Source organism: Enterococcus faecalis (genome assembly GCF_029024925.1).
Classification (GTDB): domain Bacteria; phylum Bacillota; class Bacilli; order Lactobacillales; family Enterococcaceae; genus Enterococcus; species Enterococcus faecalis.
Map to the genome: position 1 here is coordinate 687,060 of NZ_CP118962.1, position 14,380 is coordinate 701,439.

The following is a 14,380-nucleotide window of genomic DNA, read 5'->3' on the forward strand; positions in this document are numbered from 1 at the left end:
AAAGAAAAAACAAAGTATTTAAATGACAACAAAATAATTAAAATGAAGGAGCGATAGAACATGAACAGCGTGGTGAACTTTAGAGATATTGGAGGATTTCCAACGCAACAAGGCACAGTTGTCAAGACAGGACATTTTTTTCGGAGTGGTGAACTCGTCAATGTTGCACAAGCGGATCAACAGAAACTGGTAGAGGACTATCAAATTAAACGAATCTATGATTTTAGAAGTGCAGCGGAAACGCAAGAACGACCAGATGATTCAATTCAAGGAACCAACTATCTACATATAGATATTTTGGCCGATATTCAGGCGCAGACTGCTTCATTAGAAGGAATGCTTAAAACGGTTGGTTCACCCGATGAAGCAATGGACATGGCTTATAAAGAAATGGTTCTTTCCAATTCGGGGCGCAAAGGTTACCAAACATTTTTTGAAAACTTTTTAAGTTATCCACAGGAAGCTATTTTATTTCATTGTTTCGCAGGAAAAGATCGAACAGGAATCGGCGCAGCCTTGATATTAAGTGCTTTAGGTGTGGAACATTCTTATATTTTAGAAGATTATTTAAAGACGAACGAGCAAAGAAAAACCGCTAACGAGCAAATTATTGCGCAATATCAAGCAAATGGAACGCCTCCAGCAGAAATTCAACAATTAGAAACGCTGCTTTATGTGAAAAAAGAGTACTTAGCGACCGCTTTACAGGCGATTGAAAAAGAATTTGGTTCGGTAGAGGGCTATTTAAAAGAGGGACTCGGCTTACCTTTATCCGCCAAAAAAGACATGCTAAGTCTGTACACAAAATCATAGATCCTAAAAAAAGGACTATCCTTTCTAAAAAAGAAGTTTTATAATAGAAAAGAATCTGTTTGTAAGGAGGGATAGGGAATGAAAGAAGGACAAGAACAATTCTTAACGTTCATACTAGATCGAACAAAAGAAGATAAAAAAGAAAAAATGCAAGCGCTACTTGCAGAAATGTTTGAACGCCAACAAACAGGCAAATTAGATAAAATGTACTTGATGACAAAAGCACCAAAACTTTTGGCTTATTTAAAACCAGAAGCCATTGATGAAGTTAAACAAGTCGTTTCGGAATTTTCTAAAAATATGAAATAAACAAACTTAGCTTGAACTTACGACATTTTAAAAATGTGTCGTAACATTCAAGCTTTTGTTTGTTATTCTCTTGTATTTTATGCTAAAGTTATTCAGGCACAAAAAAAAGCAGGTGATTTTATGAAACATATAAAAAATACATGGGAACTATTTATTTTAGATTGGAAAAGAATTTTTAAAAACCCAGTAGCAACATTTTTGATTGTTGCCTTAATGATTATTCCATCATTATATGCATGGTTTAACATTAAAGCACTATGGGATCCGTATTCAAATACAGGAGAGTTACCAATAGCGGTCTATAGTGATGACCAAACAGCAACTTTTCAAGATAAATCGGTCAATATTGGTGATGAAGTCTTGAAAAACTTGAAGAAAAACAAGCAATTAGGTTGGCGTTTTGTTGATTCGAAAAAGGAATTAGACAAAGGGGTCCAATCAGGAAAATATTTTGCCGGGATTTATTTACCTAAAGATTTTTCCAAAGATTTGCTAAGTTTTACTTCTGGTGATATCAATAAACCTAAAATTGAATACTCAATTAACGAAAAAATTAATGCAATTGCACCGAAAATTACGTCAAAAGGCGCTTCTTCCATTCAGTCACAAATTTCGGAAGAATTCATTAAAACGGCAAGTAGTACGTTAATCAAAACATTCAATGATATTGGCTATGATATTGATAAAAACATGGTCAGCATTCAAAAAGTTAAGAGCATGATTTTAGATACAGATGCCAACATTGGAACCATTGATACGTATGCAAAACAAGTCACAGACTTACATGGTAAGATGCCTGAGCTAAAAGAAAAATTAGCGAAAGCCAACGATGCGATGAAATATTTACCTGAAGTTGATGCTTTAGGAGAGAAGATTGTTGAGCTAAATGGCAAAATGCCAAGCATCAAAGAACAAGCTAGTGTTATTTTGACGTTACAAGAAAAAATTCCAGAAATTCAAAACGCTGGCCGACAAATTGCTATGATTGATGAAGACTTTGCCTCTGTGGAACAAACAATGAGCGAAGGAATCCAAGAAGCAAAACAAGGTTTAGAAATCATTCAACAAGTTCAAACGGCGTTACCAGATATTCGTAAACTAGGTGATCAAGCCAATGATTTAGGGAATGTCACATTAGATGGCGCCAATAAATTGCAAGAGGCGTTACCAAGCATTACGAATAGCGTTGAAGTGACTTTGAAATCTATCCAGCAAGTTGCTACAACAACAACTTCCGTAGTCGCTACTATTCGTCAAGCGTTAGATGATGGACAGTTAACGCCAGAAAAAAAACAACATATTAATGAAGTAGTACAAGATTTCACAACTAATATCCAACGGCAACAGCAAGCAATTAGTAATCTTATAGAATTTATGCAAAAGATTCAAGAAAATGCCGGTAATCATGACTTAGATGAGACTATTCGTCAACTTACTAATTTAAGTACTTTATTAGGAGATTTTAGTAATCGATTAAATGAACTAAATAACTATGTACAGAATAATGATTTACAAAGTGCAAAGAAATTGCTAGACGAAATTGATGCAGCAGCGCAAAAAATTGCTGGGATAGCTGGAGCAATTAAAGCAGATGAAATTAGTAACACTGTTAATACAGTCACAAGTAAATTAATTGCTACAATCCAAAACGCTCAAGGTCAACTAAACAAAGCGCAACAAATTGACTTTGAAGGTTTATTGAGCTCAACAAGTCAAACGGTCACTAATGCGATTTCTTTATTAGAAAAATATCAAGCCGAAATGCCGGCAATTAAACAAGAAATTCATGATGCGAATACGATGTTGAATGGCAATATGGAAACCATTGTCAATGGCATTAATCGTGGTGCTGATTTGTATAAAAACGATTTACCAGTCATTCAAGACAAAGTCAGCAAAGCGGCAGCCTTTATGCAAAATGACTATCCAGGTATCCGAAAAGATTTAACGAATACCTTGAAAACAGTCAATGAGAAAATGCCAGATGTTGAAGCGGCCTTAGACAAAGCCAACGAGCTGATTATTAATGATTGGCCAAATATCAAAACAGGATTACACAAAGCAGCGAATGCAATCCGTAAAGGTGAAAAAGAAGTTGATTTAGGTGAAATTCTTAAATTACTAAAATTAGATGCCAATAAAGAAAGTGACTTCTTTACACAACCAGTTGAAGTCAAAGAACATGCTGTTTATCCGATTGCTAATAATGGTTCGGCAAGTACGCCATTCTATACAGCTTTGTGTTTATGGGTTGGTGCTGTATTATTCTCAAGTGTTGCGACAACGGATGTTTATCTTGAAGGAAAAGATAAAAAACGCTTTTCTAAACGGGAACAATTTTCAGCACGGATGTTTACTTTCATTGTCATGGGGATTGGTCAAGCACTGATTGTAACCTTAGGTAATTACTTTGCGTTAGGCGTAGATGTTCGTAATCCAGCGTATAGCGTCTGGTTTGCGGTATTGATTGCCATTACGTTTATGATAATGGTTTATGTGCTCGTTGCTCTCTTTGGCAATGTAGGGAAAGGAATTGCGATAATAATCTTGGTACTATCCATCTCTGGTGGGGGCGGGAACTACCCAATTCAAGTCTCAGGTAAATTCTTCCAAATGATTAATCCGTTCTTGCCGTTTACGCATGCCGTGAACTTGCTAAGGGAATCAGCAGGAGGCATTTACTGGCCAAATGCTTGGTTTGCAATTTGGATTATGGTGGGGATTTCAGTCGTCTTTAGTATTGGCGGTGCAATTCTTTATCCACATCTGGAACACAGATCGAAAAAATTTGCGGCTTTAGCACAAAAGAGCCATTTATTCCATTAAAAAACAAAAAGCTGAAAACGTCTCTAGCGTTTTCGGCTTTTTGTTTTTCTTTATTTTCAAGGCAACCCTAACAAAGAAGTTTTGGGGGCTCTTGCTTTTGACTTTTTGGCAATGCTAAATAATAAAATCTCCCTCAGAAAGTGAGGTTTTTTGTGTACAAATGTATAAAAAGGTTTTATAGTATTTTTTTAAGAAATAAAAAGTGGGTAGGGGTTGTAAAATGATTCAAGCATTGCTTCAACGATATGAGAAAAAAATTGAACGTCGTAAATTGGAAAAACGAACAGCATTCGGTGCTTTTGCCGGGCGGATTGGGCTTGTTTCTAATTTATTTTTATTCGTTAGTAAATTTATGATTGGCTTGCTTTCAGGTAGTGTTTCAATCATGGCAGATGCCATTAATAGCTTGTCCGATACTATTTCTTCAGTTTTAACATTAGTCGGTTTTTATATTGCTGGTAAGCCAGCGGATAAAGAACATCCCTATGGCCATGAACGTTTTGAATATATTAGTGGAATGCTTGTATCATTAGTGATTACGTTTATTGGGTTTGAGTTTCTAACGACCTCCGTGGATCGCATCCTGCATCCAGAATCAATCAAGGTGACACCCATTTTATTTGCTGTTTTAGCTTTATCAATTGGGATTAAAATTTGGCAAGGGCTGTTTTACAAAAAAGTATCAGCAAAAATTGATTCTCAAGCATTAGTTGCTTCTGCTAAGGATAGCTTTAATGATGTTTATACTACATTAGCTGTTTTGATTTCTGCATTTATTGAAGGCGTCACTGGTTTGCGAATTGATGGATATATTGGTTTTTTAATTGCTGCATATATTATTTATAGTGGGCTGCAGTTAATTCGCAAATTTATTAATGAGTTGATGGGCATGCGTCCGAGCCAAACAGAAATTGATGAAATGAAGAATGTCTTATCAAAAATGGAAACAATTGTAGGGTATCACGATTTACTGATTCATAATTATGGTCCCAACCAAACGTTTGCGTCTGTTCACATTGAAATTGATGATCGCTGGGATTTAAATAAAGCCCATCAGACAATCGATGCGATTGAAGCGAAGTTTAAAGAAGAGTTGGATGTTAATCTTGTTTGTCATATTGATCCAGTGAATTTGTATGACCCAACACAACAATTTGTTCATCAAACAATCAAAAAGATTATTCGTTCTTTTGATGCGTCTTTAAAAGTCCATGATATCCGCTTAGTTACCCATGGCGAAGAACCGAAGATTTTGTTCGACTTGGTTTTACCTACAGAATCAAAATTATCTGAATTTGAACTGGGTGTGGAAATTCAACGGCAAGTTTATGAAAAAATTGGTCGTTATAAAGTGGAAATTACCTTCGATCATACGTACTTGTTACAATAAAAGGGAATAATTAACTAAGTTTTTAAGCGAGAGCCAAAAGGTCAAATAGACTTTTAGCTCTCGCTTTTTTGTTTAGAGAATGCAAATCCTTTTGTTATCTGGATTCTCTTGATAAGATAAAGGAAGCGGGGGACTTTAAATGAGTGTCTGATTAAAAAAAGATGGTGATTTTTTTATCTTTTTCAGTAACAAAAATCAATTGACTTTTCATTGTGAGAAGCGTAGCATATGGATTTGTTTGATAAAAAATAATGAAAAAAGTGAGCGGGTCACTCTAGAGAAAAGGAGTAGAAAAAAATGGCGGATTTAAAACGACTGTTCATTGGGAAACCATTGAAATCAGCCGAAAATGATGAACATAAATTAAGCAGATTTGCAGCGCTTGCGTTGTTATCTTCTGATGCACTTTCATCCATTGCGTATGGTACAGAACAAATAGTGGTGGTTCTGGTTACTTTGTCGGCGGCTGCGATTTGGTATTCATTACCAATTGCTGCATTTGTTATTATTTTACTTATTTCTTTAACATTGTCGTACCGACAAATTATTCATGCGTATCCGCATGGCGGCGGCGCATACGTTGTTAGTAGTGAAAACCTCGGCAGAAATGCCGGTTTATTGGCTGGTGGTTCGTTGTTAGTCGATTATATGCTAACAGTAGCCGTTTCAGTTTCAGCGGGCGCAGAGGCAATTATATCGGCGATTCCGGCGTTATATGGTCATCAAGTAGCAATTTCTATTGGGATTGTGATATTGATTACCTTAATGAACTTGAGAGGCCTGCGAGAATCTGCTTCGTTCTTAATGTTGCCAGTGTATAGTTTTATCGCAATTATTACATTACTGATTGTTGTTGGGCTATTTAAAATTGTGACTGGCGCACAGCCATTGAATGCGACAGCTTTACCAGGAGCCGTGGTTCCAGGAATTTCTATTGCCTTAGTTTTACGGGCGTTTTCATCTGGTTCTTCTTCCTTAACAGGGGTTGAAGCAATCAGTAATGCAGTGCCATTCTTTAAGAAACCACGAGCAAAAAATGCTGCTGGGACGTTAGCGTTAATGGCAACGATTTTAGGGTTCTTCTTCGTGGGGATTACATTTATTAACTATTGGTATGGGATTGTGCCCAAAGAAGAAGTGACAGTTCTTTCACAAATTGGGAAAGCGGTCTTTGGTCAAAATATTTTATATTATTTATTACAGTTTGCTACAGCCTTAATTTTAGCGGTTGCTGCTAACACAGGATTCTCAGCCTTTCCAGTTTTGGCTTATAACTTAGCCAAAGATAAGTTTATGCCGCATATGTATATGGATCGTGGCGACCGTTTGGGCTATTCAAATGGTATTTTAACTTTAGCTGCTGGTTCCATTGTTTTATTATTGATTTTCCAAGGTTCCACAGAACGTTTAATCCCATTGTATTCAATTGGTGTGTTTATTCCGTTTGCTTTGTCTCAATCGGGGATGGTTGTAAAATGGCGAAAAGAAACTAAAAATTGGTTGCCAAAATCAATTGCTAATATTGTCGGCGCCTTTATCTCTTTCGCGATTATCGCCATTTTGTTTATTTATCGATTAGGGGATATCTGGCCGTTCTTTATTATTATGCCGGTGTTGATTTATGCATTTTATCGGGTCAATACTCACTATAAAAATGTGGCGGAACAGCTACGTTTAGAAGATGGGGCACAGTTGCATGAGTTTGACGGGAATACAGTTATTGTTTTAGTAGGGAACGTAACCAAGGCAAATGTCGGCGCCTTGAACTATGCGCGTTCCATTGGTGATTATGTTGTTGCCATGCATGTCTCAATGGATGAAAACGTTGAGAAGGAAAAAGAAATTCAGGAAGAGTTTAAAAAACACTTCCCAGACGTTCGTCTATCAATTGTCCATTCTTCGTATCGTTCACTGCAAAACCCTATCTTACGTTATGTTGATTTGGTTAGTAAAAATGCCACGAAGCATAACTACAGTACAACAGTTTTAGTACCACAATTTGTACCAAATAAACGTTGGCAAAATATTTTGCATAACCAAACAAGTTTACGCTTGCGGATTCGTTTAGCGTGGCGGGAAAATATTATTGTGGCTACCTATAGTTATCACTTGAAAAAATAAAAAAAAGTCTGCCATCTTTTGATGGCAGATTTTTTTATTGACGTAATTGTTTTTGATAAATTCTAGCGCAAGACTGCTCTTCGGTGGTTACCATTGTCAAAAATTCCCAGTCATATCTTTCATAAAAAGTAGTATGGTCTGTAAGCAGATAAAGCTTTTTAAATCCAGAATTAGCAAGAAAATCACCAACTGTTGTTAAAAGAATTCCTGCTAAGCCTTGGTGACGAAATGTTGGTTCGACATACAATGCACAAAGGTTTGGCGTAAGGTCTGCACGATTGTGGAAGTCATTATCAATTACGCCCACGCCTGCAACGATGTCCTGCTGTTTATTCAAGCAGACCCACCAATGTGGTACGTGGTTTTCGCTAGTTAGCATTTCCTGCATACTTCCTTGATACGCTTCAGCGGGGATTTGCCACTTTTGGCTAAACCATTGAGCAGCTGACGGAATTAAGTGTGGTTGTTGGTTTAAATCGATAATAGTATAGTTAGACATTATTGATCTCCTAGATAAAAGAACAGATCCCATTGAAAAGAAACAATGTTGGATCTGCTCTGTATTTTTTATTAATTGGAATGTTTGCTAGCTGGGTCTAAACGCCGTTCAATAATCCCTAGAACCCAATCTGTGATAATCGCCATAAAGGCCGTTGGTAAGGCACCGACTAAAATGATAGAAGCACCATCTGTGGCATTGGTTCCACGAATAATAATATCCCCTAAACCACCAGCTCCAACGAAAGCACCAATCGCAGTAATCCCGATTGCGACGACTAACGCATTTCGAATACCTGCCATGATTACTGAAACAGATAAAGGTAACTCGACCATATAAAGAAGTTGTACTTTTGTCATACCCATTCCTTTACCAACATCTAAAATATTGCGATCCACTTGAATCATGCCAGTGTACGTATTCTTGATGATTGGTAGGAGAGAATAAAGGAAGACCGTTACAACCACCGTGTTGACGCCTAAGCCCATTCCCAACATTAAAATCGAAAGCATTGCCAAAGCTGGTACTGTTTGGATAATGTTCGCTAAACGGATAATCCAGTTGGCTAAGCTACGTTTACGTGAAATCATAATCCCAATAGGAATCCCGACAATTGCAGCAAAGATTACGCCATAAATCGAAATTAAAAAGTGACGTAAAAATTGTTGAAAGACGTAGCCGCCATTTTGTTGGAAATAGTAGATAAATTGTTGGAATAAATTCATATTATTCATCTGTTACTCCCCCTCAAAATAGTTATTTTCTTTTAAGAAACGTTCGGCTACGACAGCAGGTTCAATTAAATCATTATCTGCTTGATAGTTCAATTCTTGCATTTTTTTGGTAGAAATTTTACCATCTAAGCGATTTAAGACATCTTTAATTTCCGGCGTTTCTTTTAATAATTTGTCACTAACCACAGGAGCGGCATCATAAGGCGGGAAGAAGCGCTTGTCATCTTTTAACATGACTAAATCGTAACTACCAATCCGGCCATCTGTTGAGTAACCTAAGATGACGTCCATTTTTCCAGCGTTGACTGCATCGTACACCAAGCCAATTTGCATTGGTAAAATAGATTTAAATTGGAAGTTGTATTCCTTTTTAAAGCCTTCATAACCGTCGCCTTCACGTGTGATCCACGCAGTATCGACACCAGCAACTAATTTGTCTGCGACTTTCCCTAAATCACTGACTGTTTTTAAATTGTATTTCTCAGCCGTTTCTTTTGTAACTAAGAATACATAAGTATTTTCAAATCCATATGAAGGGAACCAAGTTTGTTGATAACGTTTTTCAAATTCTGATTGAACTAGGTTAAACGCTTTTTTAGGGTCTTTTTCCGCTGGTAAACCAAGCGTAGTAGTCACGTCAGTACCAGTATAACGAGCTGCAGAAATTGAGGCATCTCCGTTTAACATTGCTTGGTGATTGATGGTAGTAGTGGCTAAGTTGTTAATCACATTTGTTTTTTTATCTGTGTAATGCTCAACCATATCCGCTACAATGCTCCCTAAAATCTGCGCTTCTGAAGTAATCCCACCTGTAATGGCGACAGTGTTATCATCAGAAGTTGAAGCGAGACCAGGTAAAGAACAACCTGCCAATAAAAGTAAACTGCTTAAGAAGAGTAAGCTTAACTTGAGTTTCTTTTTCATCATTATTCGCCCTCCCTTAAAGCTTTTGGCGTTAAACGATTTTCTAATAATCCAAGAAGAACATCTGCTAAAAGCGCTAAAATAGTTACCGGAATAGTCCCGCCAAAGATTAATTCTGGCTGATAGTTATTTAATCCACTGAAAATCATATCACCAAGACCACCTGCACCAATATAAGAAGCCAGTGTAGCCCAAGCAATGACATAGACAGCAGCTAAACGAATGCCGGCCATAATTGTTGGCATGGCAATGGGTAATTCAACACTAAAAATAGACTGTAAATTGGTCATGCCCATGCCTTTAGCAACATCTCGGTAATTTTCATCGACATTTTTCATTCCGATATACGTGTTTCTTAAAATAGGTAGAAGGGAATAGATGAATAGCGCGATAATAGCGGGTGTTTTGCCGACACCAAAAATTGGAATCATCAAAGCTAATAAAGCCAACGAAGGAACCGTTTGTAAGGCACTTGTTAAACCAATGACAATATTGGCTACTTTGGGCAAACGTGTTAACCAAACGCCAACGGGCACAGCGATAGCGACCCCTAATAAAAGTGCAAAGAATGAAATATAAATATGTTCAATACTTTTTGAAATCATTTCTGATCCATATTCTTGAAAGAAGCTACTCATTGCTTACGCCTCCTCTTTATCAGTTTCGGACTCGCTTTGTTTTGCTTCTACAGCTTCACTAATCGTTGTTTCATCGCCCCAGATAACATCATAAACAATGTCAACAAGGGAAGCACGTGTTAAGATGCCCACCACTCGTTTTTGTTCATCAACGACTGGCACATATTTTAAGCCGCGTTTTAAGATTCTTTGTAAAGCATCACGTAAAAGAGCGGTTTTTTGAACAAAGAAGACATCTTTATTCAAGATATCACCAACACTAGAAGCTTTGCCACGTTGCTGATCTAATGTTTCAACATCGATAAAGCCTTTAAGCACATTGGAATTATCAACAACTAATAAGGTATCAACCCGTTTTTCACGCATCAATTTAATCGCTTCTTGTAAAGATTTTTCCGGCGTGATAGTAATAGCTGAATTTAACATGACTTCATCCACTGTGGTGAAATCAGGTTTGGCTTGTAATAGGCGATCTTCTCCGATGAGTTCTTCTACAAATTCATTGGCTGGATGACGTAAAATATTATCTGGTGTGTCAAATTGAATTACTTTGCCTTCGCTCATAATGGCAATTTTATTTGCTAATTTCAACGCTTCATCCATATCATGGGTAACAAAGACAATAGTTTTTCCTAAACGTTCTTGCAAATCTTTCACTAAATCTTGTAATGAATCACGGGTGATAGGATCTAAAGCACCAAAAGGTTCATCCATTAGAATAATATCTTGATTGGCAGCTAAAGCCCGCACAACGCCGATTCTTTGTTGTTGTCCCCCAGAAAGTTCATTGGGATAGCGGTCCAACATTTCTCGTGGTAACTCAACCAAATCAATCATTTTTTCGGCTATCTTGTTGCGTTCTTCCACAGGTACTTTTAATAATTTAGGCACTAAAACGATATTTTCACGAATGGTCATGTGAGGCATCAAGCCGATATTTTGAATGACATAGCCAATTTGGCGACGTAGCTCTACAGGATTGATTTTTTGAATATCTTGGCCATCAATTAAAATTTTTCCTTTTGAAGGGTCAGTCATGCGGTTAAGCATCCGCATTGATGTTGTTTTTCCACTACCACTTGTTCCGATGAAGCAGATAAATTCACCTTTATCGAAAGACAAATTAATGTCATCAACGGCGACTTTTCCGCCTTTATAAAATTTTGATACATGCTGAAATTCTATCAACTTACTCACCTCAACTAAATATTTTGAAAATGTATCTTATTACTAGTATGCTATAAAAATGCGATTTCGACAAATGTAATCTATTTTTAATGGGAAAAAGAAGGCGGTAAAATTTTTTTAATTCGTTCTAAAAAAAAGAAAAGATAACTATTGTTTAGTAAAAGTTATCTGAACGAAACAAGATGTTAAAAAGAGTATTCTGAGAAGGAAGAAAAGCCGCTATAACAAAGAAAAGTGTACTTTGTAGCAAGTTGACGGGAGCTGAGTTTTTCATTAGAATGGAAAGAGAACAAGGGAATAAAATAAAAAAAGGCGCTTCATGATTTAGCGGCAACTAAATCACGAAGCCTTGAATAGTCACCTGTGCAAGTGGACCATCAAGTTGCCCGTTCAATCAATGGAAACCATTGATCACTTTTATTTTACTGAATTTTTGAAAAAATTACCAGTTTTTTTAAGAAGTAAGAAGTGGAAGAACGAAGGATGCTTTTTATGGAATGTGCAATGACGTTCAGAAAAATCTGAAGGTCATTTTTTATTCTCTTGTTCAAACATTCAAACATAGGGGAAGAGAGACGGACGTAATTTTGTCACCGATTATTACGTCCGTCTTCCGTTGTTTTCTAAAGCGTTGGTTACATGTCTTTGTAGAGGTTGGCTTCAATTGCAGTCCGTTTTGGTTCTAAAAAAGGCGGTAAAGCCAACGTTTCCCCTAAATGCTCTAGAGGCTCATCCAATGTAAAGCCAGGAGCCAAAGTAGCAAATTCAACCCGATTCCCGCCTGGTTCACGAATGTATAAACTTTTAAAATATCCACGACTTACATACATTTCAATTTCCCAGCCTTGTGCTAAAGCGCGCGTGTGTAGTTCTTGTAATGCTTCATCATCAGCCACAGAAAAAGCAATATGATCCATACTGCCACGCCCCATTCGGCTTGTTTTATCCGACGTTGTTTGATGAACAGAAAAGCTTTCCGTCTCACTTAAAATAATCGTATTGCCAACTGCTTGCCAACCAAGAAATGTTTCAAAAAAGGCCAAGGTTTTTTCAGAATCTGGCACATGAAATTCAGTAGAGGCCAAACCGATAATTTGAACCGCTGCTGGAATGTCGTTAGAAACAACGAGTGTTTCTTTTAATGGATTTTCAGGAACTTCTGTCAGGATAATATGCGTATCATCTGGATCACTGAAATGTAGGCTCTTTTCTTTTTTGTTAAATGGAATTTTATTTTCTGTTAAACGTTGTTCCCAAAAGGAAAGGCTATTTTGGGGGATTTTTAAGCCAATCGTGGCTAAATAATTTTTTTCTTCATAGCGGTTGCCTAATAAGGGCACGATAAAAAAAGTTACTAAGCTTCCCGGTGTGCCTTGATAATCGCCATAAAAATAATGAGGCATGCGATTGTTGTCTTGATTTACGGTATTTTTGACAAAGCGTAAGCCTAACAATTTTGTATAGAATGATTGGTTTTCTTGACCATGACGCGCTAATAGTGAAACATGATGAAATTGAGCATGCATTTTGAGTTCCTCCTCTAAATAACTATGTATACTTACTTAAAGTAAGTATAATGCTTCTGACATTTTTTGACAACTATTTAGTTTGATTCAGAAGGCTGACATAGCCAGAAACAAGAAAAAGTGTTAGAATAACCAAGATAAAAACTAGTAGAAAGAGTGACGGAAATGCTAAGTACAGAAGATTTTGATTTTGATTTACCAGAAGAATTAATTGCTCAAACCCCACTAAAAGATCGCGCTAGTTCACGATTATTAGTTGTAAATAAAGAAACAGGGGACACGGAGGATAAACATTTCCATGATATTCTTGATGAATTACAGCCTGGGGATGCATTAGTCATGAATAACACACGGGTACTGCCGGCCCGTTTATATGGAGAAAAACCTGAAACAGGCGGTCATTTGGAAGTTTTACTTTTAACAAATACAGAAGGCGATACATGGGAAACCTTGATTAAACCCGCGAAACGTGCAAAAGTCGGCACGGAAATTCAATTTGGCGATGGTCGCCTAAAAGCGGTGGTTAAAGAAGAGTTGGAACATGGTGGTCGAATCATTGAATTTAAATATGATGGTATTTTCTTAGAAATTTTAGAATCGTTAGGAGAAATGCCATTGCCGCCATATATCAAAGAACGTCTAGATGACCCAGATCGTTATCAAACGGTTTATGCTGAAGAAAATGGTTCAGCTGCAGCACCAACAGCGGGTTTGCATTTTACAAAAGAACTATTAGAAGAGATCAAAGCAAAAGGTGTTCATCTCGTTTATTTAACTTTACATGTCGGTTTAGGAACATTCCGTCCCGTGAGCGTTGATAATATAGAAGAACATCATATGCATAGCGAATTCTATCGTTTAACTGAAGAAGCGGCTAAGCAACTAAATGAAGTACGCCAAGCAGGCGGTCGGATTGTTGCGGTTGGAACAACTTCTATTCGTACGTTGGAAACAATTGGCACAAAATTTAATGGTGAAATCCAGGCTGACAGTGGCTGGACCGATATTTTTATCACACCAGGGTATCAATTTAAAGTCGTAGAGGCTTTTTCAACGAACTTCCATTTACCAAAATCTACGTTAGTGATGCTTGTGAGTGCCTTTGCAGGAAAAGACTTAACATTGGCTGCTTACCAACATGCAATTGAGGAAAAATATCGTTTCTTTAGTTTTGGCGATGCAATGTTTATTAAATAAGCGACACTTTGTGAGCAGAATACTTGGGATTGAAACAAAAATATATTATGATAAACACGTGATTTTTGGAATCACAGTAAAGGTGTGCTTTATTTTTTCTTCCCCTGTAAATAATAAAGTTAGAAACCAAAACGCTACTAGGACGAAAATGCTTAGTAGACAATCTTAGAATAAAAAGAACAGCGCAACCACGGTTGCGCCGTTCTTTTTTTTAT

Annotated in this window: 12 protein-coding genes; 6 read left to right on the forward strand and 6 right to left on the reverse strand. The window is 37.0% G+C overall.

What is annotated here, in order from left to right:
• Positions 1 to 60 precede the first annotated feature (60 nt).
• The 5 genes from PYW42_RS03430 to PYW42_RS03450 all read left to right on the forward strand — a co-directional run bounded on the left by PYW42_RS03430 (position 61) and on the right by PYW42_RS03450 (position 7,459).
• The gene (locus tag PYW42_RS03430; protein WP_002355736.1) at positions 61 to 813 is read left to right on the forward strand and encodes a tyrosine-protein phosphatase; all 753 of its coding nucleotides are present in this window, start codon (positions 61 to 63) and stop codon (positions 811 to 813) included.
• Positions 814 to 891: 78 nt separating this feature from the next.
• Entirely contained in the window at positions 892 to 1,122 is a 231-nt protein-coding gene (locus PYW42_RS03435) for a hypothetical protein (RefSeq protein WP_002355737.1), read from the forward strand.
• Between the two features lie 120 nt (positions 1,123 to 1,242).
• Positions 1,243 to 3,948 carry a YhgE/Pip domain-containing protein gene (locus PYW42_RS03440; protein WP_010709019.1) on the forward strand — a complete coding sequence of 902 codons (2,706 nt, stop codon included), beginning with the start codon at positions 1,243 to 1,245 and terminating at the stop codon, positions 3,946 to 3,948.
• Positions 3,949 to 4,168: 220 nt separating this feature from the next.
• Entirely contained in the window at positions 4,169 to 5,338 is a 1,170-nt protein-coding gene (locus PYW42_RS03445; protein WP_002388960.1) for a cation diffusion facilitator family transporter, read from the forward strand.
• A 297-nt stretch (positions 5,339 to 5,635) separates the two neighbouring features.
• Complete coding sequence (locus PYW42_RS03450) at positions 5,636 to 7,459, forward strand: APC family permease (protein ID WP_002379167.1); 1,824 nt, start codon at positions 5,636 to 5,638, stop codon at positions 7,457 to 7,459.
• A 34-nt stretch (positions 7,460 to 7,493) separates the two neighbouring features.
• On the opposite strand, the gene PYW42_RS03455 is transcribed toward PYW42_RS03450, so the two are convergent.
• The 6 genes from PYW42_RS03455 to PYW42_RS03480 all read right to left on the reverse strand — a co-directional run bounded on the left by PYW42_RS03455 (position 7,494) and on the right by PYW42_RS03480 (position 12,968).
• Positions 7,494 to 7,958 (reverse strand): GNAT family N-acetyltransferase, encoded by a 465-nt coding sequence (locus PYW42_RS03455; protein WP_002355741.1) that lies wholly within the window; start codon positions 7,956 to 7,958, stop codon positions 7,494 to 7,496.
• A 71-nt stretch (positions 7,959 to 8,029) separates the two neighbouring features.
• A complete protein-coding gene (locus tag PYW42_RS03460; protein WP_002363261.1) occupies positions 8,030 to 8,692 on the reverse strand; it encodes an ABC transporter permease in 663 nt (220 codons plus the stop codon).
• A 3-nt stretch (positions 8,693 to 8,695) separates the two neighbouring features.
• On the reverse strand, positions 8,696 to 9,616 hold the full coding sequence (locus PYW42_RS03465; protein WP_002355743.1) for an osmoprotectant ABC transporter substrate-binding protein: 921 nt from the start codon (positions 9,614 to 9,616) through the stop codon (positions 8,696 to 8,698).
• A gap of 2 nt (positions 9,617 to 9,618) precedes the next feature.
• A complete protein-coding gene (locus tag PYW42_RS03470; protein ID WP_002355744.1) occupies positions 9,619 to 10,254 on the reverse strand; it encodes an ABC transporter permease in 636 nt (211 codons plus the stop codon).
• Between the two features lie 3 nt (positions 10,255 to 10,257).
• A complete protein-coding gene (locus PYW42_RS03475) occupies positions 10,258 to 11,451 on the reverse strand; it encodes a betaine/proline/choline family ABC transporter ATP-binding protein (protein WP_002396535.1) in 1,194 nt (397 codons plus the stop codon).
• A gap of 626 nt (positions 11,452 to 12,077) precedes the next feature.
• On the reverse strand, positions 12,078 to 12,968 hold the full coding sequence (locus PYW42_RS03480; protein ID WP_002361334.1) for a ring-cleaving dioxygenase: 891 nt from the start codon (positions 12,966 to 12,968) through the stop codon (positions 12,078 to 12,080).
• 165 nt (positions 12,969 to 13,133) lie between these two features.
• On the opposite strand from PYW42_RS03480, the gene queA reads away from it, so the two are divergent.
• Entirely contained in the window at positions 13,134 to 14,165 is a 1,032-nt protein-coding gene (gene queA / locus PYW42_RS03485) for a tRNA preQ1(34) S-adenosylmethionine ribosyltransferase-isomerase QueA (protein WP_002388791.1), read from the forward strand.
• The last annotated feature ends 215 nt before the right edge of the window (positions 14,166 to 14,380 follow it).